This window comes from Paenibacillus riograndensis SBR5 (assembly GCF_000981585.1).
In the GTDB taxonomy this organism is placed as follows: domain Bacteria; phylum Bacillota; class Bacilli; order Paenibacillales; family Paenibacillaceae; genus Paenibacillus_AQ; species Paenibacillus_AQ riograndensis.
This window is the reverse complement of record NZ_LN831776.1, coordinates 4477110-4503675: the sequence shown is the minus strand read 5'-3', so window position 1 is coordinate 4503675 and position 26566 is coordinate 4477110. Positions and strand designations below refer to the sequence as shown.

25 protein-coding genes are annotated in these 26566 nt (G+C 52.3%); 20 read left to right on the top strand and 5 right to left on the bottom strand.

Annotated elements, in window-relative coordinates; all coding sequences use genetic code 11:
* The first annotated feature begins 202 nt into the window (after positions 1-202).
* Positions 203-1192, top strand: coding sequence for a putative amidoligase domain-containing protein (locus PRIO_RS18980; RefSeq protein WP_167345640.1), 990 nt, complete (start codon positions 203-205; stop codon positions 1190-1192).
* A 500-nt stretch (positions 1193-1692) separates the two neighbouring features.
* Here the strand turns inward: PRIO_RS18980 and PRIO_RS18975 are convergent, their stop codons facing one another.
* Complete coding sequence (locus PRIO_RS18975) at positions 1693-2490, bottom strand: GNAT family N-acetyltransferase (RefSeq protein ID WP_020426577.1); 798 nt, start codon at positions 2488-2490, stop codon at positions 1693-1695.
* 1073 nt (positions 2491-3563) lie between these two features.
* Between PRIO_RS18975 and mutS the strand changes: the two genes are divergently transcribed.
* The 13 genes from mutS (at position 3564) to glnA (ending at position 21298) form a co-directional block, all read left to right on the top strand.
* A complete protein-coding gene (gene mutS / locus PRIO_RS18970; RefSeq protein WP_020431814.1) occupies positions 3564-6404 on the top strand; it encodes a DNA mismatch repair protein MutS in 2841 nt (946 codons plus the stop codon).
* Positions 6405-6709: 305 nt separating this feature from the next.
* Positions 6710-8812, top strand: coding sequence for a DNA mismatch repair endonuclease MutL (gene mutL, locus PRIO_RS18965; protein ID WP_046504127.1), 2103 nt, complete (start codon positions 6710-6712; stop codon positions 8810-8812).
* A gap of 41 nt (positions 8813-8853) precedes the next feature.
* Entirely contained in the window at positions 8854-9633 is a 780-nt protein-coding gene (locus tag PRIO_RS18960; RefSeq protein WP_046504123.1) for a class I SAM-dependent methyltransferase, read from the top strand.
* Positions 9623-10603, top strand: coding sequence for a tRNA (adenosine(37)-N6)-dimethylallyltransferase MiaA (miaA, locus tag PRIO_RS18955; protein WP_046504120.1), 981 nt, complete (start codon positions 9623-9625; stop codon positions 10601-10603). The genes PRIO_RS18960 and miaA overlap by 11 nt, the downstream gene beginning before the upstream one ends.
* 19 nt (positions 10604-10622) lie before the next feature.
* Positions 10623-10862 carry an RNA chaperone Hfq gene (hfq, locus tag PRIO_RS18950; protein WP_019910673.1) on the top strand — a complete coding sequence of 80 codons (240 nt, stop codon included), beginning with the start codon at positions 10623-10625 and terminating at the stop codon, positions 10860-10862.
* A 138-nt stretch (positions 10863-11000) separates the two neighbouring features.
* A complete protein-coding gene (locus PRIO_RS18945) occupies positions 11001-13670 on the top strand; it encodes a transglycosylase domain-containing protein (RefSeq protein ID WP_046504117.1) in 2670 nt (889 codons plus the stop codon).
* Between the two features lie 200 nt (positions 13671-13870).
* Complete coding sequence (locus tag PRIO_RS18940; RefSeq protein WP_020431125.1) at positions 13871-14425, top strand: ribonuclease FAU-1 family protein; 555 nt, start codon at positions 13871-13873, stop codon at positions 14423-14425.
* A 3-nt stretch (positions 14426-14428) separates the two neighbouring features.
* Positions 14429-15088 carry a YdcF family protein gene (locus PRIO_RS18935; RefSeq protein WP_052741488.1) on the top strand — a complete coding sequence of 220 codons (660 nt, stop codon included), beginning with the start codon at positions 14429-14431 and terminating at the stop codon, positions 15086-15088.
* 144 nt (positions 15089-15232) lie between these two features.
* The gene (locus PRIO_RS18930; RefSeq protein ID WP_046504114.1) at positions 15233-16204 is read left to right on the top strand and encodes an AAA family ATPase; all 972 of its coding nucleotides are present in this window, start codon (positions 15233-15235) and stop codon (positions 16202-16204) included.
* A 59-nt stretch (positions 16205-16263) separates the two neighbouring features.
* Positions 16264-17553 carry a GTPase HflX gene (gene hflX / locus PRIO_RS18925; protein ID WP_020431133.1) on the top strand — a complete coding sequence of 430 codons (1290 nt, stop codon included), beginning with the start codon at positions 16264-16266 and terminating at the stop codon, positions 17551-17553.
* Between the two features lie 338 nt (positions 17554-17891).
* A complete protein-coding gene (locus tag PRIO_RS18920) occupies positions 17892-19145 on the top strand; it encodes a methionine gamma-lyase family protein (RefSeq protein WP_046504112.1) in 1254 nt (417 codons plus the stop codon).
* 383 nt (positions 19146-19528) lie between these two features.
* The gene (locus PRIO_RS18915) at positions 19529-19939 is read left to right on the top strand and encodes a MerR family transcriptional regulator (protein WP_019910684.1); all 411 of its coding nucleotides are present in this window, start codon (positions 19529-19531) and stop codon (positions 19937-19939) included.
* A gap of 30 nt (positions 19940-19969) precedes the next feature.
* The gene (gene glnA, locus PRIO_RS18910; RefSeq protein WP_020431139.1) at positions 19970-21298 is read left to right on the top strand and encodes a type I glutamate--ammonia ligase; all 1329 of its coding nucleotides are present in this window, start codon (positions 19970-19972) and stop codon (positions 21296-21298) included.
* Between the two features lie 86 nt (positions 21299-21384).
* Here the strand turns inward: glnA and PRIO_RS18905 are convergent, their stop codons facing one another.
* Complete coding sequence (locus PRIO_RS18905; protein WP_020431140.1) at positions 21385-21603, bottom strand: hypothetical protein; 219 nt, start codon at positions 21601-21603, stop codon at positions 21385-21387.
* A gap of 328 nt (positions 21604-21931) precedes the next feature.
* Here PRIO_RS18905 and PRIO_RS18900 point away from each other — a divergent pair, with 328 nt between their 5' ends.
* The 3 genes from PRIO_RS18900 (at position 21932) to PRIO_RS18890 (ending at position 23188) form a co-directional block, all read left to right on the top strand.
* Positions 21932-22159, top strand: coding sequence for a hypothetical protein (locus PRIO_RS18900; protein WP_020431142.1), 228 nt, complete (start codon positions 21932-21934; stop codon positions 22157-22159).
* A gap of 160 nt (positions 22160-22319) precedes the next feature.
* Positions 22320-22538, top strand: coding sequence for a hypothetical protein (locus tag PRIO_RS18895; RefSeq protein WP_046504105.1), 219 nt, complete (start codon positions 22320-22322; stop codon positions 22536-22538).
* 107 nt (positions 22539-22645) lie between these two features.
* The gene (locus tag PRIO_RS18890; RefSeq protein ID WP_020431145.1) at positions 22646-23188 is read left to right on the top strand and encodes a hypothetical protein; all 543 of its coding nucleotides are present in this window, start codon (positions 22646-22648) and stop codon (positions 23186-23188) included.
* Positions 23189-23289: 101 nt separating this feature from the next.
* Here the strand turns inward: PRIO_RS18890 and PRIO_RS18885 are convergent, their stop codons facing one another.
* The 3 genes from PRIO_RS18885 to lexA form a co-directional block, all read right to left on the bottom strand.
* Positions 23290-23667, bottom strand: coding sequence for a hypothetical protein (locus tag PRIO_RS18885; RefSeq protein ID WP_020431147.1), 378 nt, complete (start codon positions 23665-23667; stop codon positions 23290-23292).
* A 154-nt stretch (positions 23668-23821) separates the two neighbouring features.
* Positions 23822-24160, bottom strand: coding sequence for a L,D-transpeptidase (locus PRIO_RS18880; protein WP_020431148.1), 339 nt, complete (start codon positions 24158-24160; stop codon positions 23822-23824).
* Between the two features lie 226 nt (positions 24161-24386).
* Complete coding sequence (lexA, locus tag PRIO_RS18875; RefSeq protein WP_020431149.1) at positions 24387-25013, bottom strand: transcriptional repressor LexA; 627 nt, start codon at positions 25011-25013, stop codon at positions 24387-24389.
* 240 nt (positions 25014-25253) lie between these two features.
* Between lexA and PRIO_RS18870 the strand changes: the two genes are divergently transcribed.
* The 3 genes from PRIO_RS18870 to PRIO_RS18865 all read left to right on the top strand — a co-directional run bounded on the left by PRIO_RS18870 (position 25254) and on the right by PRIO_RS18865 (position 26547).
* Positions 25254-25658, top strand: coding sequence for a LysM peptidoglycan-binding domain-containing protein (locus tag PRIO_RS18870; RefSeq protein WP_046504100.1), 405 nt, complete (start codon positions 25254-25256; stop codon positions 25656-25658).
* A gap of 103 nt (positions 25659-25761) precedes the next feature.
* A complete protein-coding gene (locus PRIO_RS34960; RefSeq protein WP_082118126.1) occupies positions 25762-25935 on the top strand; it encodes a DUF896 domain-containing protein in 174 nt (57 codons plus the stop codon).
* An 84-nt stretch (positions 25936-26019) separates the two neighbouring features.
* Positions 26020-26547 carry a hypothetical protein gene (locus PRIO_RS18865; protein ID WP_020431159.1) on the top strand — a complete coding sequence of 176 codons (528 nt, stop codon included), beginning with the start codon at positions 26020-26022 and terminating at the stop codon, positions 26545-26547.
* Positions 26548-26566: the final 19 nt, after the last annotated feature.

The following is a 26566-nucleotide window of genomic DNA, read 5'->3' as shown; positions in this document are numbered from 1 at the left end:
GCCTCCTGTCATTCGTGCGGGGGCGGCGCGGGGAAATGCAGTGGGTGAGGGAACTGCCTTGGCGGATATCGCCTTGCACGGTCAAGAGCGGATGCCGCGTCCCGCTGGCGGAGGGGAAACCGCTGGAGGGCACAGCCGGTCCGCAAACCCGGCATCTTCCGGCCGCCAGCGCGGAGCGGCGGGGAAAATCCGGGATACAGCGGTGCGGGCGCTGTACACCCTTGGTCTGGACAGCGGCGAGGTGCTGCTGAAGACCCTGGGCGGCCGCCGCTACAGGGTCGACAAGGTCACGCCGCTCCGGGCAGGCTCCGGCGGGGTGCTGCCGGAGCCCTACCGCGCGGCCTCGCTGGCGCTGGCCCGCTCCCTGGCTCTGGAGCAGCCCGGCCGCCCCGGGCTGCTGATGGGCATGGACCCGGAGTTCCTCCTGCTCCGGGAATCCACAGGCCGCGCCGTGCCGGCGTCGCGGTACCTGCCCATGGACGGCGTCGCCGGCTGCGACGCCGGGCCTCCGGGAACGCGCGGCGCGTTCCCGGTCGCCGAGCTGCGCCCTGCGCCGCGCGGGGAACCGCGCGCGCTGCTGGCGCAGCTGATGTCCGCCGCGCGCACGGCGGACCGGCTCATCGCCGATCGCTCGCTGCGCTGGCGGGCGGGAGGTATGCCGCTGCCGGGCTGGGCCCTCGGCGGCCATTTGCACTTCAGCGGCGTGACGCTGTGCGCGCCGCTTCTGCGCGCGCTCGACAACTACCTCGCGCTGCCGCTGCTGCTGCTGGAGGACGCCCGTGCGGCAGCACGGCGTCCGAGATACGGGGTGCTCGGCGATTTCCGGCTTCAGCCGCATGGCGGCTTTGAATACCGGACCCTGCCGAGCTTCCTGGTGTCCCCGGTCATCGCGAAAGGCGCGGTCTTCCTGGCTCACCTGATTGTGAGCCGCTATGAAGACCTTACCCTGCGGCCGCTCGACCGGGAAGACCTGCATGCCGCCTACTATAGCGGCGACAAACCGCCGCTGCGCGCCGCGTTCCCTCCGCTTGCGGCGCAGCTCCGCGCACTGCCTGGCTATGCGCAGGCAGCGCGTTATATAGAGCCGCTGTTCAGCTGTATTGCCGCTGAACAGACCTGGGATGAGTCCCGCGACATCCGCGGGCTGTGGTGCGGCAAATTGCGCCCAAGTGAGCAGCATATGGCGCAATAAGGTGCCCAGACGCCCCGGGTGCAGAGGAATCAAAGGTATTTTTACCTTTGATTGCACCCCAGCGGTAGTGTCAAGAAGGTTGTGTATAGAGAAAAAGTTTCTTTACGACACTTCGTTTGCTGGTTAGGTGGAAAAAGTATCACTAATTTGTCTGAGCATCAAGCAACCCGGGCAGCTAAGTGGAAAAAGGTACACTAATTCACTCTATTTCGCTCCATATAAGGGAAAATTACCGAATTAAGTTCCCTTTTTCCACTTAAACCTCACGACTGTTTATTTCTGAGGAAATTAAGCTCCCTTTTTCCACTTGGCCATCCCTATTGCCGCAATCAAAGGTATTTTTACCTTTGAATGAGCTTTGACGCCCAGAGTGCAGTCGAATCAAAGGTATTTTACCTTTGACGCGTTTCTTCCAGACTATGGTAAGGTTAGAGGCTCCCCGGTATAGGCTGACTTTTGAAGACAGCCCCATTTTTTTAAAAACCAAGATTCACCGGCAATCAAACATAGAGCATCGTCCAGAACCCGATATCCTGATATCCAAGCTTGCGGTAGATCAGGGCGGCCTGCGGATCGTTGTAGAACAGGCAGGGGGTGCGGCCTTCATGCAGCATATCGGCACTTAGGCGGGCAACCAATCGGCTGGCCAATCCCCGCCCTCTGTATGCGGGATGTGTGGCAACGGCTACGACCATAGCCGACATCGAGCTTTCTGCTGCAGTAGAGGCTGTGGCGATTACTTTTCCATCCTGTTCCATATAGTAGGTCCTGCCCGTGCCGGTCTCCAGTGTTTTCCGCAGGCTGCTGCGCGAATCCTCCGGGTTGTTGTCGAACTCCTCAATCTGGTCGGTGAGCGAACAGATTGCATCGACATCGTCTGTGGTTGCTTGGCGGATGGCATGTGCGGATGCTGCGGTTGTGTCCAGTGTGCTGTTCAGCTCCCGCAGCTCGGCGAACCGCATTTGCTTTTCCTTGCGGATGTTCAAATGTTCCGCCACGGCCTGAACAGTTTCTGCTGAACCGGATACCATCTCAAATTTCGGGCCCGCCTGCATCAGCGCCGCGAATCCCGCCGCATCAAAAGGTCCGTCGGCGTAAGGAATAAAGCTTCCATAAAAGCGCAGCAATACAGCAATTAACTGGCCATCCTCCTCACGGAAGTCGCCCCACAGCTCCATAAACTCCTGTTCAAACCCAAAATTCTCCACATCCCCGATGATAAACAAATTCAATGCGGGGTCCTTGCTAACCAGCGTCATCAGCGGCGCATGGTCTGCTTCCCCAAGCTTACGGATCATCCGATCTCCCCCTTGTTTTCTCTGAATTCATTCTGGTTACGTTAAACTTCTGAATTGCACCGGACTTTGACGAGTCCGCCGTACTGCACGATACGCACAGTGGATCAGCACAACGCATGACAGGAGATACTGTGCGCATTGCAAAAAATCGTAAATCTATCCTGTTGAAATGATTTTATACACTAAGTTGAAATGAATTTATCCACTATATAGATTGAACTTGTGACTTTTTGATCTCGGGAAGGACCGTGACTCCAGAGAATGTTTGGACTTCCGGCCGTTGCCCATCTGCAGATTTCTTGATTGTAACCCGCTGTTCGAGGTGGAAAACCGCAGACAGCTTATGCTTCCGATGCTAGCTTTCCTAAGGAAAGCTTTTAGGCGGACGCTGCCGCTCCGTAAGTATCCAAACTTCTCCCCCGCCACTTTTCCCTTCATTGTAATATTTTCAAGTTCAATTTATATAAGTTGAAATGATTTTAGCCACTATATAGATTGAACTTGTGATTTTTCTATTTCGGGAAGGCTTGTGACTCCAGAGAACGTTTGGACTTTCGGCTGCTTCCCATCAGTAGATTTCTGGTGTTTTTTCCGCTGTTCGCGGTGGAAATCCGCAGCCTGCAGATGCTGAAGATAGCGAGTTTTTCTACGGAAAGCTTTTAGGGCAAACGCATCCGCTCCTTTACAGACAAGCTTTAGTGAGAAACGGTAATACGCGGGTTGATATGGAAGATTGCCAGTTCCAGCCTGCTCTTCTGCCGCTTTTCCCTGTTTGGATATTTACAAGTTCAATCTATATATTAGGACGGTGAGGCTGCTTCAGTTGGTCAATTATGGAAGTTTAGCTTACTTAGCGTACATAGTGATTTTACTGCATCCTGAATCAAAAGCACACCTTTAAACCTTAATGCATTGGGCTTCCGTTGATTTCACATGGTTTTCCAGCCGGTCCTTCATTAGGGCATTTCCGTTATGCAGCAAGGCAGCTCTTATGAAGAGCAGGCCGGGGTAACTTTGGCGGACCACTTTCTGCTATAATAGAGAACAGTATGAAGTAGGCATGGAGGTTAACGATGGCAAATTATACGCCGATGATACAGCAATATCTGAAAGTGAAGGAAGGAGCCAAGGATGCTTTCCTTTTCTTCCGTCTGGGCGATTTCTATGAAATGTTTTTTGAGGATGCGATCCTTGCGTCCAAGGAGCTTGAGATTACATTAACCGGCCGCGAGGGTGGGGGCGAAGAGCGCATTCCCATGTGTGGTGTGCCTTACCATGCCGCCGAGGGGTACATACAGCGCCTGATTGAAAAAGGCTACAAGGTCGCCATCTGCGAGCAGCTGGATGATCCGGCAGTAACGAAGGGGATGGTCCGGCGCGATATTGTCCGCGTAGTGACACCGGGAACGGTGATGGACGGGAAGATCATTGCCGACAAAAACAACAATTACCTCGTCTGTGTGACTGAAGTTGACGGGATGATGGCACTCGCTGCCTGTGATTTGACCACAGGTGAGCTGTATGTCACATCTGTGCTATCGGGTGCCGAATGGCTGAGGGATGAAATCGGCATTTATGAGCCGGCCGAGATTATCGGGGATGCCGCGCTGCTGGACATGCTGCGGAGTGAAGCATCGCTGCTGGCGAAGCCGGTTGTCTATACTCCGTGGGAGAAACGCGAAGAAGAGCTGGCCCGCCGCCAGTTCGGTGAAGCCGCCTGGGTGCGTCTTGAGAAAGAGCGCGGCCTGTGCCTGGCGCTGCTGATCTCCTATCTGAGCGAAACCCAGCGGCGCTCCCTGGGGCAGCTGAGCCAGATTTCGCCGTATGAACCGGGAAATTATATGATTCTGGACCCGTTCACCCGGCGCAATCTGGAGCTGACCGAAACCGTGCGCGAGCGTTCCAAAAAAGGCTCGCTGCTCTGGCTGCTTGACCGCACCGAAACATCGATGGGCGGCCGTCTGCTGCGCCGCAGAATTGACAAGCCGCTGCTGCAGCGTGCGCCGATTGAACGGAGGCTGGAGGCGGTCGATTATTTGTACAACCAGTTTATCGTGCGGGAGGATCTGCGCGGAGCGCTCAAAGAGATCTATGATCTGGAGCGGCTGGTTGGACGGATCGCCTTCGGCAGCGCCAACGGGCGTGACATGAATGCGCTGAAGCTGTCGCTCGCCCAGATTCCGGCGCTGAAGGACATGTGTATGGCATCCGGCTCGTCGACGCTGCGGGAGATTGGCGCCAGCATGGATGTATGTGCCGAGCTGCGCGAGGATATCGACCGGGCAATCGTTGAAGAAGCTCCGGTATCGGTGCGGGATGGCGGAATTATCCGGGCAGGCTACCATGAACGTCTGGATGAGCTGAGGGAGGCGAGCAGCAGCGGCAAACGCTGGATTGCCGAGCTGGAAGCCAAGGAGCGCCAGGCTACAGGCATCAAATCCCTGAAGATCGGTTATAACAAAATCTTCGGCTATTATATTGAAATCACCCGCTCCAACCTGTCTTCCCTGCCGGAAGGAAGGTATGAGCGCAAGCAGACGCTGGCGAACGCCGAGCGTTTCGTTACACCGGAGCTGAAAGAGAAAGAAGCCCTGATCCTGGAAGCACAGGACAAGATGACCGATCTGGAATACAGCCTTTTTATCGAGCTGCGTGACCGGATCAGTGCGCAGATCCCCCGGCTTCAGGCATTAGCCGAAAAGGTGGCTGAGATCGATGTGTACCAGTGCCTGGCGGCTGTCAGCGCGGAACACCGCTTTGTGAAGCCCAAGCTGACGGACGGCTACGATCTGCGGCTTGAGGGCGGGCGCCATCCGGTTGTGGAGGCGGTGCTGAAGGATGCGGCTTTTATTGCCAACGGCAGCACGCTCAGCAAGGAAGAAGGCAATATACTCCTGATCACCGGCCCGAACATGGCGGGAAAAAGCACTTACATGCGCCAGGTTGCCCTCATCTGCATCCTGGCCCAGATCGGCTGCTTTGTTCCGGCAGGCAGTGCGGAGGTTCCGCTGATCGACCGCATTTTTACGCGGATCGGTGCTGCGGATGATCTGATCGGCGGACAGAGCACCTTTATGGTGGAGATGGCGGATATCCAGGTCATGACCGAAAAAGCAACAGCGCGCAGTCTGATCATTATCGACGAGCTGGGCCGGGGCACTTCAACAAGCGAAGGGATGGCGATTGCCCAGGCGGTGATCGAATATGTGCATGACACCATCGCCTGCAAGGCCTTGGTCTCGACGCATTTTCATGAGCTGGCCCATCTGGAGCAGAGCCTCCAGGGACTGCGCAACTACTCGATGGCTGTCCAGGAAAGCGGCGACAAAGTCAACTTCCTGCGCAAGCTCGTGCCGGGAGCGGCAGACAGCAGCTACGGGATTTATTGCGCCCGTCTGGCAGGGCTTCCCGAAGGCATTATTGACCGGGCGTACGGGCTGCTTCAGAGTATTGAGCAGGCAGCCCCTCCGGGAACGGTATCGCTCAATTATGGCTCAGGCTATTCTGAACATGCCGGGCAGGGTATTCAGGAGAAGCAGGCACCCGCTGTGCCGCCGAATTCCGCAGAAGGCCCGGCCGCCGGAGGCCAAGCCTATGCCTCCACGCGCAGCGGTTCAGTCCATTTAGGCGGCGGTTCGTCCGATGCTTCCTTGGCGGCTGTCCGGTTAGAAGCAGCCGTTTCACTTGCCTCTTCCGCAGCGGAGGAGGACAATGAGGTTGTCCAGCTCTCCATTTTCGGGGAGGAAGAGCCGCGCAAGAACCGCAAGGGCGGGGCAGCCGCTCCGGCGGCCAAGGAGAATCCGCTGGTGAAAGAGCTGATCTCTGCCGTTCAGGGCGCAGACCTCATGAATATGACGCCGCTGCAGGCGATGGGCCTGCTGAACGAGTTGAAGATGAAGGCGAAGGAGCTTTAGGGCTGCGTGTTCGCTTAAGGGAATACTTGCGTGTTCACTTTGCGTTTCTCTGAGATGCTAACTGTATTTCATACAACTAAAAGGTGCTTTTTTTGCAATGAGACTCGTTTAATTGCAATCCGTGCAATTAATATAGAAAGTTCTTGCGTAAAAAGGCTTTCCACCAATTTTAACTGCATCGAGTACATTTATAACTGAAAATAATCAGTTTAAGCATCCTTTTAATTGCTGAAAATGCAGTTATCAGGTACCGCTGGGTGATACCAAAGAGATTTATAACAGCTTAATTGCGAGGTGAAATGAACATGGCCAAAATTCATGTGCTTGATGAGCATATTGCCAACCAGATTGCTGCGGGGGAAGTGGTGGAGCGGCCTGCTTCGGTCGTTAAGGAGCTTGTGGAGAACGCCATCGACGCCGGAAGCACCCGCATTGAAGTGTCTGTAGAGGAAGGCGGGCTGCAAAGCATCCGGGTGAAGGACAACGGCTCGGGTATTGATCCCGAGGATTGCGAAACGGCTTTCTACCGTCATGCAACGAGCAAAATCGTGAACGGCAGGGATTTGTTTCAAATCACCTCCCTCGGATTCCGCGGGGAAGCCCTGCCCAGTATCGCTTCCGTGTCTAAGCTGTCCCTGCTTACTTCAAGCAATGAGGACGGCAAGGGCAGGGCTTTGGACATCGAAGGAGGCAAGCTGATCCGCAATGAGGACGAGCCAGCGGGCAAGGGCAGTGATCTTGCGGTAAGGGAATTATTTTATAATACTCCGGCAAGGCTGAAATATATGAAAAGCGTACAAACGGAGCTGGGACATATTTCCGACACCATGTACCGCGTGGCGCTGGCGCACCCGTCCATCTCCTTCACGCTGCATCATAACGGCAATCAGCTGCTGCATACGCTTGGCAACGGGGACCTGCTGCAGGTCATTGCCGCCGTGTACGGCACCTCTGCGGCCAAGGCGATGCTGCCGCTTGCTGCGGAAGACCCGGATTACCGGATTTCCGGCTATGTCAGCCGTCCGGAGTGGACCCGTTCGAACCGCAATGCGGTCACTACGATTGTCGGCGGGCGCTACATCCGCAGCAACGGGCTGAATGCAGCGATTATGCGGGCTTATCATACGCTCCTGCCGATCAACCGCTACCCGCTGCTGGTTCTGCAGCTGGAGATGCACCCGTCGCTTGTCGATGTCAATGTTCATCCGGCGAAGCTGGAGGTCCGCTTCAGCAAGGAGGCGGAGCTCTATGCCTTCGTAGAGCAGGAAATCCGCAAGGTTTTGATGGGACAGAGCCTTATTCCCCGGCCAAGCAAAGAAATCATTGGCGCCAAGGGCAGCAGCTCCTTTATCCAGGAGCAGTTTGCTTTTTCCAAGGGCGCGGTTCCGCCTCCGCCTCAGGAAGAGGCCTTGGGCCGGAGCGCCGCAGAGCCCGGCTATCCGCAGACCGGGCAAGCTCCAGCGCCCGGAGGTGCTGTGCCTGTGAGCGGAGCGGGCGGCAGCGGGCCGCTCCGTTCCCCAGGGGCGCTCAGCGGCCTGACGCTGCCGCCCCTGGATGGGGGCCGCAGCGGCGGCAATGACGCGCCGCTGTACGGCGCAGCTGCGGCCGGAGCTGCGCCGTACAGCAGCAGCTCCGGCCTGAGCTCCCAGTCGCGGGAGCGGGCGGCTGCATACAGCGGCAGCGCTCCGCAGGCCGCTGCACAGCGGCGGGAAGGGGCGGGCAGCGAAAGCTACCGCCAATTCCCGTCGGTGAATCCCGCAAAGGGGCAGATGCCCTCGGCGGAGGAACTGTATGCTCCCCCCGGCACAGAGGATGCCGGACTGCCGCAGTTCCCGGAGCTGAACTATATCGGCCAGCATCACGGAACGTATATTATTGCCCAGAATGACAGCGGGCTGTATCTGATTGACCAGCATGCGGCGCATGAACGGGTGAATTACGAGTACTATTATGAGAAATTCGGACGCCCCGAGGACGCTTCGCAGGAGCTGCTGCTGCCGATTACACTGGAGTTCACGCCGTCGGAGAGCAAACAGCTCAGCGAGCGGCTGCACTGGTTCCAGCAGGCGGGGGTGTATCTTGAACATTTCGGGGGACAGACCTTCCTGGTCCGTTCTCTGCCCTACTGGTTCCCGGAGGGGGACGAAAAAGCTGTGATTGAAGAGATGGCGGAATGGGTCCTCAGCGAGCGGTCGATTGACCTTGCGAAGCTGCGCGAGAAATCATCGATTCTCTGCTCCTGCAAGGCTTCGATCAAGGCTAACCAGAAGCTGACAGAGCATGAAGTGGAGTCGCTGCTCTCACGGCTCGCTGCCTGCCGTCAGCCGTATACCTGCCCGCATGGACGGCCGATTGTAGTATCCTTTTCCTCCTACGATTTGGAGAAGCTGTTCAAGCGTGTAATGTAATTGATCTATCTGCGTTTGTTGTGAGCAGGAACGGAGGCAACATGATTATAACAACGGGCTTTGACCCGATCCCGGCCATCGAAATGCGGGCCAAAAGCCTTGCGGAGCGAACCGGCACAATCTATACGCCCCGAGGCAAATTGTCCATGTCCAAAATGGCGGAACGCTACAAAGACGGGGAGATTCTGGTTGTGCTGCAGGACGCAGTGCGGCTGATTACACCGGGCATGCCGCCGATGGAATTTCACCCCAGCATGGGTTTTGTCCGGGCTAAGCGGATTATCCGCGGGGAGCCGGACCCGATGCTGGAGGCCGCCCGGATGGTCCCAGGGGACAGTGTGCTGGACTGTACGGCAGGGCTTGGCAGCGATTCCCTGCTGTTTGCAGTGTACGGCGGAGAGGCATCCACCGTCACTGCGCTGGAGAGCTCCCTGCCGCTCTGTGCGCTGTTACTTGAAGGCATGAGCCACTATATCTCGGGACAGGAGAAGGTGAACGAGGCCCTGCGCCGCGTGCGTGTGGTGCACAGTGACCATCTTGCTTACCTGCGGGAGCAGCCGGACAACAGTATAGATATTGTCTATTTTGATCCCATGTTCCGTGTACCTTTGACGGATTCGGCAGCAATATCGCCGCTGCGCCAGTTCGCGAATGCCGCTGCCTTGAGGGCGGAGAGTGTCGCCGAGGCCGTCCGGGTCGCCCGCAAAACCGTGCTTTTGAAAGAAAAAGCCTTAAGCGGCGAATTCTCCCGGCTTGGTTTTACCGAGCTGCTGCGGGCCAGCGCCAAAACATCGTACGGGGTGATATCCATTGACAACTGAGACAAGACGCAGGGTTCTGGTGCTGCTTGGCCCGACTGCTGTCGGCAAAACCAGGTTAAGCCTTGAATTGGCTGAGGCCTATGACGCAGAGATTATTTCTGGCGACTCAATGCAGGTGTACCGGGGGATGGACATCGGGACAGCCAAAATCAAACCAGAGGAAATGATGGGAATCCCCCATCATCTGATCGATATCCATGATCCTCAGGATGCTTATTCCGCTGCTGAATTTCAGGAGCAGGGGACAAAGCTGATCGAAGAGATCAGCCGCAAAGGCAAGCTTCCTTTTATCGTCGGCGGAACCGGGCTCTATATTGAGTCCCTGTGCTACGGTTTCCGCTTCTCGGAGGCCGTAGCGGATGAAGCCTTCCGCAGCGAGCAGGACGCTTTTGCCGAGGCCCATGGAGCTGAGGCACTGCATGCCAGGCTGGCTGAAGTAGACCCGGAGAGCGCAGCCAGACTGCACCCCAATGACCGCCGCCGGATCATCCGCGCGCTGGAAATTCATCATCAGACCAAGGTAACTCTTTCGGCATCCCATGCAGACCAGAAAAAGGAATCTCCCTATGAACTCTGCCTGATTGGTTTGACAATGGACCGGAAAATACTATATAAACGTATTGAAGACCGAATTGACCAGATGCTGGCGGACGGACTCGTCGCAGAGGTGGAAGGACTGCTGCAACGCGGCTACAGCAGAAGTCTTGTGTCCATGCAGGGACTGGGCTACAAGGAAATTGCCGCTTACCTCGCGGGAGAAATGACGCTGGACGAGGCTGTGACGCTTCTCAAACGCGATACCCGCCGATTCGCCAAAAGACAGTTGTCATGGTTTCGCCACATGAAGGAGATTCAGTGGATCAACGTCGATGAGAGCCAAAACTTTTCAGAGAATTTTGAAAAAATCCGTGCTATAATAGCAGGAAAGTTTCTCTCAGGTCTTGAATATACTTCTGAACAATCTAATTGAACCATTGGGGGTACGTCATATGAACAAGTCCATTAACATCCAAGATACGTTCTTGAATCAACTGCGCAAAGAGAATATCCCTGCTACAGTATATCTGACCAACGGCTTTCAAATCCGGGGAATCATCAAAGCCTTCGACAACTTCACTATTGTCATCGACAGTGACGGCCGCCAGCAGATGGTGTACAAGCATGCGATTTCCACCTTTACACCGCAGCGCAGCGTATCGCTGATGCAGGACAGTGGAAGCGAAGAATAAGATTTACAGTCTTAAAGCGAAACCTTTTTGCTTATAAATCGTTTGAATAGAGAGTGCGAGAGAGCAACCTGTGAAGGTTGTTCTTTTCATTCGTGCACTCAATATCATGAACGTTCCGAAAGGGAGTCAGGAGGCACCATGTCCAGAGACGATATATCCAGGACGAACCGCAACAGAAACAGGGGAACCCAGTCATCAAGTTCGAGTTCAAATTCTAATTCTAATTCCAAAGGGAAGTCCAAGAAAAAGAAATTTCTTACCAAGAAGCGTGTGCTGTGGACGCTGTTTTTTACTACGGCGCTGGCGATTTTTTGCGCGCTGGGCGGTTACCTGTTCATCATGCTGAACGGCGAGAAGCTGCTGGATGAGAACATCGATAAGCTCACGGTTAATGAGACTACGAAAATTTACGACCGGAATGCGAAGCTGATCGGCGAGCTGGCTTTGGAGAAAAGTGAGCCGGTTGAGTATGAAGATATTCCTAAGCTGCTGGTCAACGCTTTTGTAGCTACAGAGGATAAGCGTTTCTTTGAACACAGCGGCGTTGATTTATGGTCGATCGGCCGGGCGGCAGTGAAGGATATTGCAGCGCGAAGCATGGTCGAAGGCGGGAGTACGATTACCCAGCAGCTGGCGAAGAACATTTTCCTTACCCGGGATAAGACCTTCTTCCGCAAAGCGACCGAGGTTTCGATTGCCGTGGCGCTGGAGAACAAATTCACCAAAGAAGAGATTATTACCAAATATCTGAACCGCATCAACTTCGGCGGCACCATTTACGGGATCAAGGCGGCATCCATCCGGTATTTTGGCCAAAGTAATCTGAACGATCTCAAGGTTTGGCAGATAGCCACGCTTGCTGCAATGCCTAAGGGGCCCTCCCGCTACAACCCGCTGCGCAATCCTGAGCTTTCGAAGGAACGGCGCGGTGTGGTGCTCCAGCTGATGTATGAGCAGGGCTACATTACCAAGGATCAGATGGACGAAGCCAAAGTGGTGAACTACAACTATAAGCCGCCGGAAAGCAAACAGCGTTACCAGGCCTTTATTGATTATGCGGTTGATGAAGCGGAAGACAAGTTCGGATTGACCGAGGACGATCTGAATATCGGCGGGTACAAAATCTATACGACCATGGACGCACATGCCCAGGAGACGGTGGAGAAAGCTTTTGCCGACAGCGATAACTTTGAGAAGAGCGCCGACGATGAGCTGGTGCAGGGCTCGATGACGATAATCAACCAGGAGAACGGCAGCATCGTGGCGCTCCTTGGCGGACGGAATTATGAGAAAAAAGGCTACAGCCGCGTGAACGGCAGCAGACGCTCACCGGGTTCATCCTTTAAACCGCTGGTTGCTTACGCACCTGCGCTCGAATCCGGAAAATTCACCAATAATTCCGTACTTAGCAACGAAAAGCAATGCTTCGGCACTTACTGTCCGAACAACCTGCACGGCTATTCGAAAACCATCAGCATGGCAGCGGCCTTGACGAAGTCGGAGAACATCCCGGCCGTATGGCTGCTGAATGAAATCGGGGTCAATACCGGCTTCCAGTTTGCCAAAAAGCTCGGGATCAAACTGAAGGACGAGGACAAAAACCTCTCGCTGGCACTTGGCGGGATGAGTGAAGGTACGAATACTCTGGAAATGGCTCAAGCCTACAGTGCCTTTGCCAATGGCGGTGAATTGCGCGAGGCCTATTCGATCAAATCGATAACCAATAGCGACGGAGATACCGTCTATAAGGCAAATACCAAACCGGAACGGGTTATGAGCGAGAATACAGCTTACCAGATGACAGAGATGATGCAGAAGGTCGTAGAAGACGGCACAGGTAAAAAAGCTAAAATTGACCGTCCAGTAGCCGGTAAAACCGGTACCACGCAAAGCGGATACGAGGGCATCAGCTCGAACCGGGACGTCTGGTTTGTCGGCTATACGCCGGAATGGACAGCTGCGGTCTGGATGGGCTATGACAAGCCAAACAAAAAACATTTGCTCAAAAACAGCAGTCCGCTTGCAGCGGCATTCTGGGGCAAGGTCATGGAGGAAGCTCTGGAAGGCGTTCCGAAGAAGTCATTCCCGCAGCCGGAAGGTACTAACCAGCCGGAACCGACGGCAACACCGGAAGCAGCGGAGCCAGTCAGCGGTCTGAATGCAGCCTATGATGCTTCAACCATGACCGTCAACCTGAGCTGGGAGCCTGCCTCTGCAAAAGGAGTGGAATACCGGATCTACCGCCGCGAAACCTCGGAAGCAGAGTTCAGCCCGCTTCTGAATACCGTTTCCGCAAATGTCGGGGATATCAGTGCAATGCCTGGCTTGACCTATGAATATTATGTCACAGCTTATTACCCGGCATTGGATGTGGAAAGCGAGCCTTCTGCAACCGTCACGGTTGAGGTGCAGGACGAACAACCGACACAGGAGCCGGAGCCAACGGTTGATCCGAATCTTCCAACCGATGGAACGGGTAATGGCGGCAATAATGGAAACGGGCAAAATAATGGAAATCCGGATGGAAACAATGGAAATGGCAACGGGAATGGCAACGGCGGGGAGAACGGAAATCAAGGAAACGGCAACGGGAATGGCAACGGCAACCCTGGTGGTAACGGCAGCGGCGGAGAGTTTCCTTCCGGTACTCCTGAAGCCTCACCGACACCTCCTCCGGCCACTATTCCGCCTACTGATCCGGCTGTCACGACCGGAGCAGGCGGCGGCAACGCGGGTACCGAGGGGGCTACAGATCCCGTCACTGATCCTTCCGCGGGTTTCGTGGATGAAGGCACTGTTACACAGTAGAAAAATCTCTTACTAAACAAATGAAATCCACCTGCCCCGGCAGCTGTGAATCTCCTGGATGATGCGGAGACTGCGGCTGGCGGGGCTTTTTACTTTGTCTTTTTCAAGAACATCATCTGCCGTAATTTACAAGGGATGTTTTGAGTGTATCTGGCAAATGTGTTAAGCTGAATACACCATTTCTTGAGAGGGTCATTCATATGAAACGTAAATTCGGAGACCGGGCCAACTGGCGCCGGATTACGCGCCGCCATTTTGCCTGCCGTTATGTGGAGAGCCGGGAATTCAGCGGATACATCACCCTGTATACCATTTATGGGCTGAAGGAACCGCTGTGGAAGAGCTACGGCAGGCATACATACCGCATAGCGGACAAAGGGTACTCATGGCTGCAGTATTTTCCCAAAGACAGCCACTATATTGTGACGGCAATGTTCGACGAGCGGCAAAACATCGTGCAGTGGTACATTGACACCTGCAAGGTTCAAGGGGTCACCGACCAAGGCGTGCCCTGGTTCGATGATCTGTATCTGGATGTTGTGGTGCTGTGGAATGGAGAGGTATTTCTGCTGGATGAGGACGAGCTGGAGGAAGCCCTGGAACGTGAGGATATTACGGACAGTGACTATAATTTGGCCTGGGCTACAGCAAGCAGTATTCTTCGCAGCATAGATGCTCATGCTTTTCCTTATTTCTCCCTTTCCTTGAAGCATCGTGCCGAATTGTTCCATCACGGAGAATTCAGGAGGAAATAAAAAATGGATTGGTATGTCTATCAAAGAGGTTCATCCCCGATTCGCAAAGTATCGCGCAAAGGCCGTCGTTCCCGGATGAAGCGCAATCTGCTCATTGTACTGGTGGTCTGTATCGCCGCAGGATTGCTCTGGTGCGCGTCAGTCTTTGGCCGGATCAACAGCGCAGCAACGACGAATCCTATGCAGGAAGCGGATGTGGGCATTATTCTTGGTATGGCGATGTGGGGAGACAAGCCCAGCCCCGGACTACAGGAAAGGCTTGACTATGGGCTGGAACTATACCGGGAAGGCAAATTCCCCCGGTTTATTGTATCTGGCGGTCTGGACCGGGTTGATTATAAATATACCGAAGCAGAGGGAATGAAGAACTATCTGGTGGAGCAGGGAGTTCCGGAGAACGCTATCATTCTGGAGGACAAGTCTACCAGCACTTATGAGAATCTCCGGTTTAGTCAAAAGCTGATGAAATCCAAAGACTTAAACACAGCAGTCATTATTACACATACTTTTCACGGACAGCGCGCGCTTGAGATTGCCCGGGAACTCAATTACAACCGTCCTGAGCTGGGGCTTACCGATTCACAGGTGATGTCGATGCTGAAGTACAAGACCCGTGAAATTCTGGCCTATACGAAATGGAAAATGCAGCAGCTTTTTCTGTGAAAAGTCAACACCGGCGCTGCTTTCCTGATTCCTGTGCCTCTATTTGTCCGGAAGTTTCTGAAACTGCTAATAAGACCTTAATTAGCGGAATAGACTTGATATAAGGTATAGATAAAGTCAGCCCTGGATAATGAGGTGAACAAGGTGAACGGACGCGTAGCGGCGGCAAGCGGACGGGAGGAAGGCAGACCGTCACGACAAATCAATATTGTACTGCGGAATCAGGATACACCAGCGGCAAGCCACGCGGCTGCAGACAGTCTTGCTCAGGCCGCACCCCCAAAAAACAACGGACACAGTGAATGGTTTCAGGAGCTTAACCGGGAACTGGATGCACTCGTAGGGTTGGAAAATATCAAGGAGCTGGTATTCGAGATCTATGCCCTGCTGCAGATCGCCAAGATGCGCAGCGATGCGGGACTTGCCAGCGGCGGCCAGGCGTATCATATGGTTTTCAAGGGGAATCCCGGAACCGGCAAGACAACGGTAGCCAGAATTGTCGCCAAGCTGTTCCAGCGGATGGGTGTGCTGACCAAAGGGCATCTGATCGAGGTGGAAAGAGCGGATCTGGTTGGCGAATATATCGGGCATACGGCTCAGAAGACAAGGGACCTGGTGAAAAAGGCGCTCGGGGGCATTCTTTTTATTGATGAAGCTTACAGTCTCGCCCGGGGCGGGGATAAGGATTTTGGCAAAGAGGCCATTGACACGCTTGTCAAATCCATGGAGGACCACCGCAGCCAATTCGTGCTGATTCTGGCGGGATACTCCAGTGAAATTGATTATTTTCTGATGAGCAACCCCGGTTTGCCCTCCCGGTTCCCCATTCAGGTGGAATTTCCCGATTACACCATAGACCAGCTGCTGCAGATTGCGGAGCTGATGGCCAAAGAACGCGATTATATTCTGATGCCGCAGGCCATACTCAAACTAAAGCAGCATCTGCTGCTGGAGAAGACAGAGAGCCTTCATGCCTTCAGCAACGCGCGTTATGTTCGCAACTCTATAGAAAAAGCAGTGCGGGCCCAAGCGGTACGGCTGCTGAATCAATATGAGAGCAACAGCCCGGGCAAGCAGGAGCTGATGACACTCCGCACAGAAGATTTTAAACTGTAGGCAGCTTTACACCACGGACGATACACAACTTAGTGTACAGGACAAGGAGCATGTAATTCATGGCAATCACCACCCACGATACCGAAACAGAAATACAGGACCGGGCGATTCTGGTCAGTCTGGTTACAGACAAAATCAAACGCACCGGCGTTGATCCCGAGCTGTCGCTGCAGGAATTGGTCCAACTGGCCGAGACAGCCGGAGTAATAGTGCTGGATGTCCTCCGCCAGAACAAGGAAACCCCGGATTCCAAGTGGTTCATTGGCAAAGGAAAGGTAGAGGAGCTGCGGATGGCTGCTGACGGACTCGGGGCCAATACGGCTATCTTTGACCAGGAGCTCTCGGGTGCCCAGGTACGGAACCTGGAAGAGGCGCTGGACCTGAAGATTATTGACCGCACTCAGCTGATTCTGGATATTTTCGCAGGCCGGGCCAAAACGCGGGAGGGCATTATTCAGGTGGAGCTGGCGCAGCTGTCCTACCTGCTGCCGCGCTTATCCGGCCATGGCAAGAATCTGTCCAGGCTTGGCGGGGGAATCGGAACCAGAGGTCCGGGGGAGAGCAAGCTGGAAACCGACCGCCGGCATATCCGTGACCGGATCAGCGAACTGAAACGCCAACTGGACGAAGTGGTCAAAACGCGTGAGCTGCACCGGGAACGCCGGCGGAAGAGCGGCGCTGTCCAGGTTGCGCTGGTCGGATATACCAACGCCGGCAAGTCAACGCTGCTTAAGCAGCTTACAGATGCCGATGTTTACATTGAGAACCAGCTGTTCGCTACTCTCGATCCTACTTCGCGTGTGCTGCAGCTGCCCGCAGGCAAAGAAGTAGTCCTGACAGACACCGTAGGATTTATACAGAATCTGCCGCATGACCTGGTAGCCTCCTTCCGTGCAACGCTTGAAGAGGTCAATGAGGCCAATCTGGTGCTGCATGTGGTGGATGCCTCTTCTCCCATGAGGGAGGAGCAGATGGAGGTTGTGCAGTCTATTCTGCAGGATCTCGGGGCCGCGGGGAAACCGCAAATCGTACTTTTTAACAAAAGTGATATTTGCCGGCCTGAGCAGCTGCAGATGCTGCCTTCGGGTCCGGGGTTTCTGAAGATCAGCGCCTTTAACCCGGACGATCTGACCCGGATCACGGAAATGATTGCCGACGAGCTGGCCGGAGATACGCTGACCTTCCGTATTCCCGGAGACCGCGGGGATCTTTCCTCACTGCTTTACCGGGTGGGAGAGGTGCTGGAACAGAATGTGGAAGACAATGATGTTTTATATCAAGTGCGTCTGAATAAAGAGGATTACGGAAAATGGAGCTACAAGCTTGCGGAATATGTGGAGCAGGAATAGATCCGGGCTTGTGTTGAATCAAGGGACTTACTTCAGAAACGGCTGGGTATCCGCCGTTTCTTCTTGCTGGACAGATATTGATTTCCATCGCTAGATAAGTTGAACTAGAAAAATTCATAAAAAGGGTAGAAGTGCGGAGGGGAAGTTTGGAACTGGAAGAGCGGTAGCGTCCGCCTTTGTCACCGGATTTCAACCGCAAAAGGCGGTTCCATTGAAGAAATCTGGGGACAACAGCGGCTGGAAGTCCAAACATTCCCCGCAGTTACGACTATACCCCACAATGTATAACTAAAGTTCAACTTATATAGATGGGTACAGATAAGGAGAGAACATTAGGAATGGCAGTGTTTGCGGAGGATATTTTACAGGCGGCAGAGGCCGCAGAGCAGGAAATTGAAAGTGCGGTGAAATCGCTTGACCGGATTGTGGATCATAATCAGTGGAAGGTCATTGAAGCCTTCCAGCGTCAGCAGGTAAGCGATTTTCATTTTGCCGGCTCCACGGGGTATGCCTACAATGACCGGGGCCGGGAAGTGCTGGATCTCGTCTATGCCGAGGTATTCGGAGCGGAGGCAGCGCTGGTGCGGCCTCATTTTGCTTCGGGCACACATACGATATCAACGGCGCTATTTGGCGTGCTGCGTCCCGGAGATGAGCTGCTGTACATCACTGGAAAACCTTATGATACGCTGCACAAGGTAATCGGTAAACCGGGCGACGGGACAGGCTCCCTGGCTGATTTCGGCATTGGCTACCGCGAAACGGCTTTGACGGCTGAAGGGAAGATCGATTGGGAAGGGGTAGCTCTGGCTGTTAATGACAAGACTAAGGTTATCGGCATTCAGCGCTCGCGCGGCTATGATTGGCGTTCCTCCTTCACGGTTGCTGAAATCGGTGAAATGGTGGAGAGAGTTAAATCCCTGAAACGGGATGTCATTGTTTTTGTGGATAACTGTTATGGCGAATTTACAGAAAAGCTTGAGCCGCCACAGGTGGGGGCCGATCTGGTAGCAGGTTCCCTGATCAAAAATCCCGGTGGCGGTATCGCTGAAACCGGCGGCTACATCCTCGGGCGGCAGGAGCTTGTGGAACTTGCAGCCTACCGGCTTACTGCGCCAGGCATAGGCGGCGAAGTAGGCGCCATGCTGGGAACGACGCGCGGCCTCTACCAGGGGCTGTTCATGGCCCCGCATACGGTCGGGCAGGCAGTGAAAGGCAGCATCTTTGCCGCTGCCGTTTTCCAGCGTTGCGGCTTTACGACTAAGCCGGCCTGGAATGAGCCGCGGACGGATTTGATCCAGGCCGTGTCTTTTGACGGGCCAGAGCACCTGATCGCTTTTGTCCAGGGAATCCAGCGTTCCGCAGCCGTGGACAGCCATGTCGTTCCCGAGCCGTGGGATATGCCGGGTTACGAGCATCCTGTCATCATGGCGGCAGGAACCTTCATCCAGGGCGGCAGCTTGGAGTTATCTGCGGATGCCCCGATCCGCGCACCCTATATCGGTTATATGCAAGGCGGATTAACGTATTCCCACGTTAAATATGGAGTTTTGATGGCGCTGCAGAGCATGAGGGACCGTAAATTGCTGTAATTTGTGCTGAATCGGATTTATATAATGCTTCATCTTTTATATCAAGAAGCATGAAACTTTAACCGCTGCATACAAAACTTTTTTGCGGAGTGACCAGTACATACCATCCCGTAATTTTGCTCACCGGCCAGCCTGGTGGGTACTTTTTTTGTCTTTTGAGTTATTGCTTGAACTAAGGTCATCGAAAGCGCTGTAACTTTTGCTTGTGCATCGCTCTCTGTGATATACTTCGGAGGTCGTGTTATGTTTTAGCTTACACTCACTTTACTTGAATTCTTAAGGTTACATAAAATCCTGTAAGAATATCTTACACACCATTGACACGTCATATAAGGAAATGTACAATGAGATGAGAAAAAGATCATTGGAAGGTTGGATGAGTCATGGGTGATGAAATCCGCAGAAATATGGCATTATTTCCTATAGGGATCGTAATGAAGTTAACTGATTTATCGGCAAGACAAATTCGTTATTATGAGCAGCACAGTCTGATCGTGCCCGCGCGCACATCCGGCAACCAGCGTTTATTTTCGTTTAATGATGTGGAACGCTTACTGGAAATCAAGGCATTGATTGAGAAGGGGGTTAATATTGCCGGCATCAAGCAGGTGATGAATCCCGTCTCGAAGGAATCCGAAGAAGCTACAGTCATTACCCCTGACACAGAGGTTAGACGTAGAGAGTTGTCTGATTCACAGCTGCACCGTTTACTGAAGCAGGAACTGGTTTCCGGTAAAAGACCGGGACAAGTGTCTCTTATTCAAGGCGAGCTATCCCGGTTTTTTAATAAATAATACAAAGAGACGTGAAAGGGAGAGGGTAAAGTGAGCTTCTCAAAAGAAGATATCCTGCGTATCGCTAAGGATGAAAATGTCCGTTTTATTCGTCTGCAATTTACCGATTTGCTCGGTACAATTAAGAATGTTGAAATTCCTGTCAGCCAGCTGGAAAAGGCGCTGGACAACAAAATGATGTTCGATGGCTCTTCCATCGAAGGTTACGTGCGGATCGAAGAATCTGACATGTACCTCTACCCTGATCTGAGCACATGGGTTATTTTCCCTTGGGTAACGGACAGCCGGGTAGCACGTCTGATTTGCGATGTGTACATGCCTGATGGAACACCTTTTGCCGGTGATCCGCGCGGCATTCTGAAGCGTTGTCTGCAGGAAGCCGAAGAAATGGGCTACACTGCAATGAATGTTGGACCGGAGCCGGAATTCTTCCTGTTCAAAACAGACGAAAGAGGCAATCCCACAACTGAATTGAATGATCAGGGCGGATATTTTGATCTGGCGCCGATGGATCTTGGGGAGAACTGCCGCCGTGAAATCGTATTGACTCTGGAGGAGATGGGCTTCGAAATCGAAGCATCTCACCATGAAGTTGCTTCCGGCCAGCATGAGATTGATTTCAAGTATGCTGACGCCATCAAGGCTGCCGACCAAATTCAAACCTTTAAGCTTGTCGTGAAGACGGTTGCCCGCCAGCACGGCCTGCATGCTACTTTTATGCCTAAGCCTCTTTTTGGGATGAACGGGTCCGGTATGCACGCGCACCAATCCTTGTTCAAAGGCAATGAGAATGTATTCTATGACGAAAGCGACACACTGGGTCTGAGCAAAACTGCGCGGTACTACATGGCAGGCATTCTTAAGCACGCACGTGCTTTTGCAGCCATCACTAACCCGACAGTGAACTCCTACAAACGTCTTGTTCCAGGTTATGAGGCGCCTTGCTACGTGGCATGGTCTGCCAGCAACCGCAGTCCAATGATCCGTATTCCAGCTTCCAGAGGACTCAGCACACGCATCGAAGTCCGTAACCCGGACCCTGCGGCTAACCCTTACCTGGCACTTGCTGTCATGTTGAAGGCAGGTCTCGACGGCATCAAGCGCCAGCTCGATCTTCCGGCTCCTATCGACCGCAACATCTATGTGATGTCCGAAGAAGAACGGATCGAAGAAGGTATTCCAAGCTTGCCGTCCGATCTGAAGGAAGCGCTGGGCGAAATGATCCGCAGTCATGTCATTACCGAAGCCCTCGGTGAACATGCCTTGGCTCATTTTTACGAGCTGAAAGAAATTGAATGGGACATCTACCGTACCCAGGTTCATGAGTGGGAAAGAGATCAGTACATGACGCTTTACTAGGATGAATCAGCCCTTGACGCTTTGAGCGTTGAGGGTTTTATTTTAGTTGAAAAGAAAAGCCCCGTGGCCGGGGCTTTTGCTGCGGATTATGAGTTTGCATACTTGATGATTTCGTCAGGAATCGCCGTTTCCCCAAGGATGGATTCTACTGCCTTCCAGGCTTCCCGGAACTGTTTTCCGCTATAATTGGTGCGGCTGCCGGCCGGATTAGACAGTGACATGTCAAAAACGATAAATTCGCCTGCTTCCTCACTCACCCTAAAGCTGACGGCGCGGTCCTTTTTCTGAATTCTTATTTCCTCCAAAGTGCTTCCTCCTTACAATTCAGTCTGTTCTCAACTAAATTAGTCTTACCAAATCCTGCAGGGAAAGGCAAGCCAAGTCATAAAAATGACACTTGCTAAAAAAATTGTTTTCATGCCAGATTCTAAATAATTAACAGAATGCCCTCTTTTTTATGGAAAATAAACAGCTTGACTCGTTTACATATCGTTCCGTACCGCTGTATACTACCTATGTATGGAAATGCTCCTCTCTGAAATGGAGAGTCTGTTAATTGGTTATACATAGATTCCAAAAAAAATCAGGGGATTGCCTGAGCGGGTATCAACCCGCCGATAAGGAGGTGCCTTTTTGAAGTCAACGTATAAAGTTCTGACGAGTGATGCCGATTTGTTCGCCGCTGCGCTTGCTCAAGTGAAGGTATACGTCGTTCAGTTAATCGAAGGCAAGCCGCATGTTATAGCAGACTATGCCGGACCTGTGCAGAGATGGACCCCGGATGATGTGCTAGTAGCCGGAATGTGTTACAGCCGGGATGGATTTGAGTTCAGAGTCCGTGTTCCGAAAAAACAGGAATAATCGATGGCCCGGCCTTGTTTTGGATGGGAGTATTCCCATTCTTCTTATGAGCTGCTGAGTAGCGGCTCTTTTGTTGTCTTCAATTTTGCTGCCTGATCGCACATGCCAATGTGGCATCAATTGCATCTCTTATACTATCAAACGTAAAAGAGGTGTAAAGATGACAGAACGCGAGCGTGCAAGAATCCGCAGAGCGCTGAATTTGCTGCTGACGCAAAGAGCTATTTTGCTGGAGAGACTGGAAGAAATCAATGAAAATTTGCGGCGGGTGCCAAATCCCAGCCGGGCGAGACGCGAGCTGCTGGCTGCGAGAGCTTCCATACGTGAAGCATTGCGCTTAAATACGGCTGCAATCCGGTTACTCCGCAGTGTTCTATAGTTAGCTTGGGGAGTGGCAGCAGAAGTTTCTGCAATTCAAGGCATCCTTCGGGGTGCCTTTTCAAGGTTGCGATGTATCATAACCTACATAACTGGAGGATGACGGGAATGGAAGAGAGTTTGCGGCAGCGATTGGGACTGCCAAAGCAGCAGGAAACTGGTGATATCGCTGTAACGCCTGCACTAAGTGCGGATACGGAAGGGATAACTGTGCTGAATGTGTCCAGGGAAGATGTAGAGAAGGGGCGGCTGGAGAATTATCTCCGGGAGTTCAAAAAGTATGAAAAGAAAAGGCTGCGCGGGAAGGTGACCCTGATCTTTAACGGGTATGAGCTAGACCGGAGAGAAATTTATCAGATCCGTGAGATCACGAACTGGGTGGATCGTTTGCTGAAGAATATCCCTTATTTGTTCTATTTTTTAAGCCGGGAGAATTACAGCATGCGGATTGCATTCTTCTGCTTAGCGGAGGTGGTGGGACGCTCTGGAGTAGAAGTGTCCATTACCAAAGAACAGGGGCGGCGGCTGATCGAAAAAGTGGTTAAAAGCGCAGTGGTTTATGCCAGAAAGCTGAAGGAACCCGAGGAGGTTCAGCTTGCGCAGGCAGAAGGCATATTGGATGAGCTCGGATACGAGCAGACGCAGCAATAAAGCTGAGTGCCTCCGTGATTTTAGTCTGTGGGCCATGGTGATGTTCACAGGAGGCACAAGCCGTTTATTGCTCCAATATGTAGAGATGTACTTGTACAGCTTTACAGGAAGTTAAAGGCCGTAATTTGATCCGCATAGACAATAAGCTGCTTATATTCAATTACAGTCCCATAACTGGCAAAAGGACGTACAATCACGTTGTCCAGGACAACAAAATTGTAGTTGAATGATTTTTCAGGATGCTCAGCACCCAGGTAGGAGATGTATTCGTCTACGATAACATCGTCCATCAGTGATTTGAAATTAAATACATCCTCTTTGCTGCTAGTATTCGTAGCTACATTGCCTTCGATGCTGCCGAACGCGGTAAGCAGATTGACTTTGCGTTCTCCATGATTATTGTTCAGCAAAAGGTTAGAGAGCTTACCCAGTGCTTCGACTTTAAAATCGACGTGGGTTCTGACTTTGGATTGATTCAAACCAGGCACTTCCTTTCAAGATTTAATTTTCCAATGTACAAGTTTCGACATATTACTGCACTTTTCCTGTTAGTGCGCAAAATAAATGTTAGAACATGAAGGACACCCTGCGGGGACGCTGCTGCGCGTCTGGCATAGGTGTCCTTTATGTTTGTTATTCCCGAATGGTGACCCTGGTTCCAACTGGAACAGTAGCTGCGAGCCACAATACATCCTCATTGTACATACGAATACAGCCGTGGGAGACCATTTTGCCGATAGAGGAAGGGTCATTGGTTCCATGAATCCCGTAATGGGGTTTGGACAGGCCCATCCAAAAGGCGCCGAACGGGCCTCCGGGGTTACGCTGTTTGTTGATAATGGTATATTCTCCAACCGGAGAGACCGTTAACATTTTACCAATCCCTACAGGGAAACCTCTAATAACAGTGTCATTGTCGAGCAGATACAGCATCCGTTGTGACAGATCAATAATGATTCGATAGGCAGGCATCGCGATCAGCACTCCTTTATGATCCAGGATATGAGCGGAGAGGAAGGAGTGTTCTGAAATAATTAGTATCGGCGAGCACGATGGAACAAATGTTCCTATCCGGTGAAAAGGGCATATGGAAAGAAACTGAATGGCGAACAAAATAGATTACGCGGGAAGGTCTAATAGGAGAAAAGGAAAAAGACTGTCCACCAATTCCAGTGGAGCAGTCTTAATAGAGGGGGAACTAATGAATATCGCGGAATAGGCCGATAACTCTGCCCAGAATCGTGACACGATTCAGGCGTAGAGGCTCGTATGCCGGATTCTCCGGCTGGAGGCGGATGTGGTCGCGCTCTTTGTAGAAGGTCTTAACGGTTGCTTCATCTTCTTCAGTCATGGCAACCACGATATCGCCGTTATCTGCAGTCTGCTGCTGGCGGACGATCACGTAGTCACCGTTCATAATGCCTGCGTCTATCATACTGTCACCAAGGACGGACAGCATGAACACTTTGTTGTCTCCTACATAATGAGTAGGCAGCGGAAAGTAATCCTCAATATTCTCAGTTGCTGTAATCGGTACCCCGGCAGTAACCTTCCCAACGACAGGAATGCGTGTTACCGTCTGAACGAACTGATGAACATTCTCGGAATCCTCTTGACCCAGCAATTCTATTGCACGCGGTTTCGTCGGATCGCGGCGGATGAGCCCTTTCTTCTCCAGCCGGTCCAGATGGCCATGTACCGTGGAGCTGGAAGCCAGTCCTACAGCTTCGCCGATTTCCCGGACAGAAGGCGGGTAACCCTTGCTGCGGACTTCGTTACGAATAAATTCCAGGATCGCCAGTTGGCGACTCGAAATCTTTGACATCGGAATCAACCCCATATACTATGTTTGGGAAAATTATAACATAGAACTTCCGTTCGTACAAACATAAGTTCTAAAACGTAGGCGGAAATAGCGGTGATTTGTGAATTAAGCGGTCATAATCCGCAAAAAAAGGGTTGTACATAAGAAGGGAACAATTGTTCGAAAAAACTATTGATCAAAACACATGTTCGTGTTATATTGATTTCGAAAGTAAGAACAAGTGTTTGGAGGTCGGTTAATATGTTAAAGTACAGCACATACCGCAGCATTTACGATGAGGTTCATGAAGACCGTACAGCTTCAATGGATAGACTAAATATTAAGAATCTGCTTTTATCTTTAATATCTCGCAATCGTACATTAATCCGGACAGATAATATTATAAAGCTGGCTTTGATTGTTCTGCTGGTGATCTCAGGGTTTACGGTGGTGGGCAATGTGTTTGCAGGATCAGTATCTTCGCCCAAGCAGGAAAAGAGAGTCGTAGTTGAACGTGGGGATACTCTATGGAGCATTGCACTGAAGAATAAACCGGCTGATATGAAAACGGCTGTATATATAGAAGGAATCAAACGAACAAGCGGCCTGGAGAACAGCAATATCCAAGCCGGAGATGTGCTTACTTTACCTGTATATTCATACTGAATCAGTACCTATAGATGGAGCTAAGAGCTTTCAGGGAGCAGACCTTGACAAGCTCTTTTTCTCATGGCACAGTTAGAATGAATTTATAGAGGAGGGAAACACATTGAATATTGATGAATTGGTCGCCCGCATCAATGAATTGGCGCGCAAACAGAAGAGTGACGGCCTGAATGAAGAGGAGCTTGCGGAAAGAGCCAAGCTGCGCGAGATCTACCTGGGCAATATCCGCAGCAACTTCCGCGCCCAGCTCGACAACATTGAGATTGTGGATAAATAAGAGCATGAACAAGGCAACAAGGCAGGAGTTAATGATGCTCTGTTCCTTTTCATAGATATTTTAGGATGACTAGGGGGAACTGACATGGCCCGTTCTTGGGAAAGAATGGTTCAACGCAACACACAGCAAGTAAACAAGCAACGCAAGAAGCAAGGGAAAGAATCCATCTATGCTTCAACCTCTTCTGCCGCTGCCAAGAGCAGCGATGTTTTCAAAGGCCGCAACATCGTATTTCCCGTTGTGTTAATGCTGCTGGGCATTATGTTCTGGGTAGTTGGCTCCATTGATGAAGCTAAGGGAAGCGGCATTCTTGCCAACTGGCTGGGAGTTGTGCTGTATTTTCTGCTTGCGGCACTGCTGTTTTTCCGCCGTCCGTATTTGAAGGTAGAACGCGCCAGACTGTCCACCATTAAATATAACCGGGAGCGTCTGCTGCCGGCGGCAGATATTGAGAAAATTACCGTTACGCGCGGTACAGTCTCTATCAAGTATAAAGGCAAGCGCACACAGTGGGTATTCTCAAGACTGATCAACCGTTATGACATTAAGGCTATGACTGAGCGTCTGGAGCAGTTCGCCAAGCAGAATCATGTGGAACTAGTGAACGAATAGTAAAGATATAGACCAGCAT

Bases quoted from the DNA above. Each gene is read 5' to 3' on its own strand.
- PRIO_RS18975 (WP_020426577.1), bottom strand. From the start codon at position 2,490: ATGATCCGTAAGCTTGGGGAAGCAGACCATGCGCCGCTGATGACGCTG.
- mutS (WP_020431814.1), top strand. From the start codon at position 3,564: ATGGCAAATTATACGCCGATGATACAGCAATATCTGAAAGTGAAGGAA.
- mutL (WP_046504127.1), top strand. From the start codon at position 6,710: ATGGCCAAAATTCATGTGCTTGATGAGCATATTGCCAACCAGATTGCT.
- PRIO_RS18960 (WP_046504123.1), top strand. From the start codon at position 8,854: ATGATTATAACAACGGGCTTTGACCCGATCCCGGCCATCGAAATGCGG.
- hfq (WP_019910673.1), top strand. From the start codon at position 10,623: ATGAACAAGTCCATTAACATCCAAGATACGTTCTTGAATCAACTGCGC.
- PRIO_RS18945 (WP_046504117.1), top strand. From the start codon at position 11,001: ATGTCCAGAGACGATATATCCAGGACGAACCGCAACAGAAACAGGGGA.
- PRIO_RS18940 (WP_020431125.1), top strand. From the start codon at position 13,871: ATGAAACGTAAATTCGGAGACCGGGCCAACTGGCGCCGGATTACGCGC.
- PRIO_RS18935 (WP_052741488.1), top strand. From the start codon at position 14,429: ATGGATTGGTATGTCTATCAAAGAGGTTCATCCCCGATTCGCAAAGTA.
- hflX (WP_020431133.1), top strand. From the start codon at position 16,264: ATGGCAATCACCACCCACGATACCGAAACAGAAATACAGGACCGGGCG.
- PRIO_RS18920 (WP_046504112.1), top strand. From the start codon at position 17,892: ATGGCAGTGTTTGCGGAGGATATTTTACAGGCGGCAGAGGCCGCAGAG.
- PRIO_RS18915 (WP_019910684.1), top strand. From the start codon at position 19,529: ATGGGTGATGAAATCCGCAGAAATATGGCATTATTTCCTATAGGGATC.
- PRIO_RS18895 (WP_046504105.1), top strand. From the start codon at position 22,320: ATGACAGAACGCGAGCGTGCAAGAATCCGCAGAGCGCTGAATTTGCTG.
- PRIO_RS18890 (WP_020431145.1), top strand. From the start codon at position 22,646: ATGGAAGAGAGTTTGCGGCAGCGATTGGGACTGCCAAAGCAGCAGGAA.
- PRIO_RS18880 (WP_020431148.1), bottom strand. From the start codon at position 24,160: ATGCCTGCCTATCGAATCATTATTGATCTGTCACAACGGATGCTGTAT.
- lexA (WP_020431149.1), bottom strand. From the start codon at position 25,013: ATGTCAAAGATTTCGAGTCGCCAACTGGCGATCCTGGAATTTATTCGT.
- PRIO_RS18870 (WP_046504100.1), top strand. From the start codon at position 25,254: ATGTTAAAGTACAGCACATACCGCAGCATTTACGATGAGGTTCATGAA.
- PRIO_RS18865 (WP_020431159.1), top strand. From the start codon at position 26,020: ATGGCCCGTTCTTGGGAAAGAATGGTTCAACGCAACACACAGCAAGTA.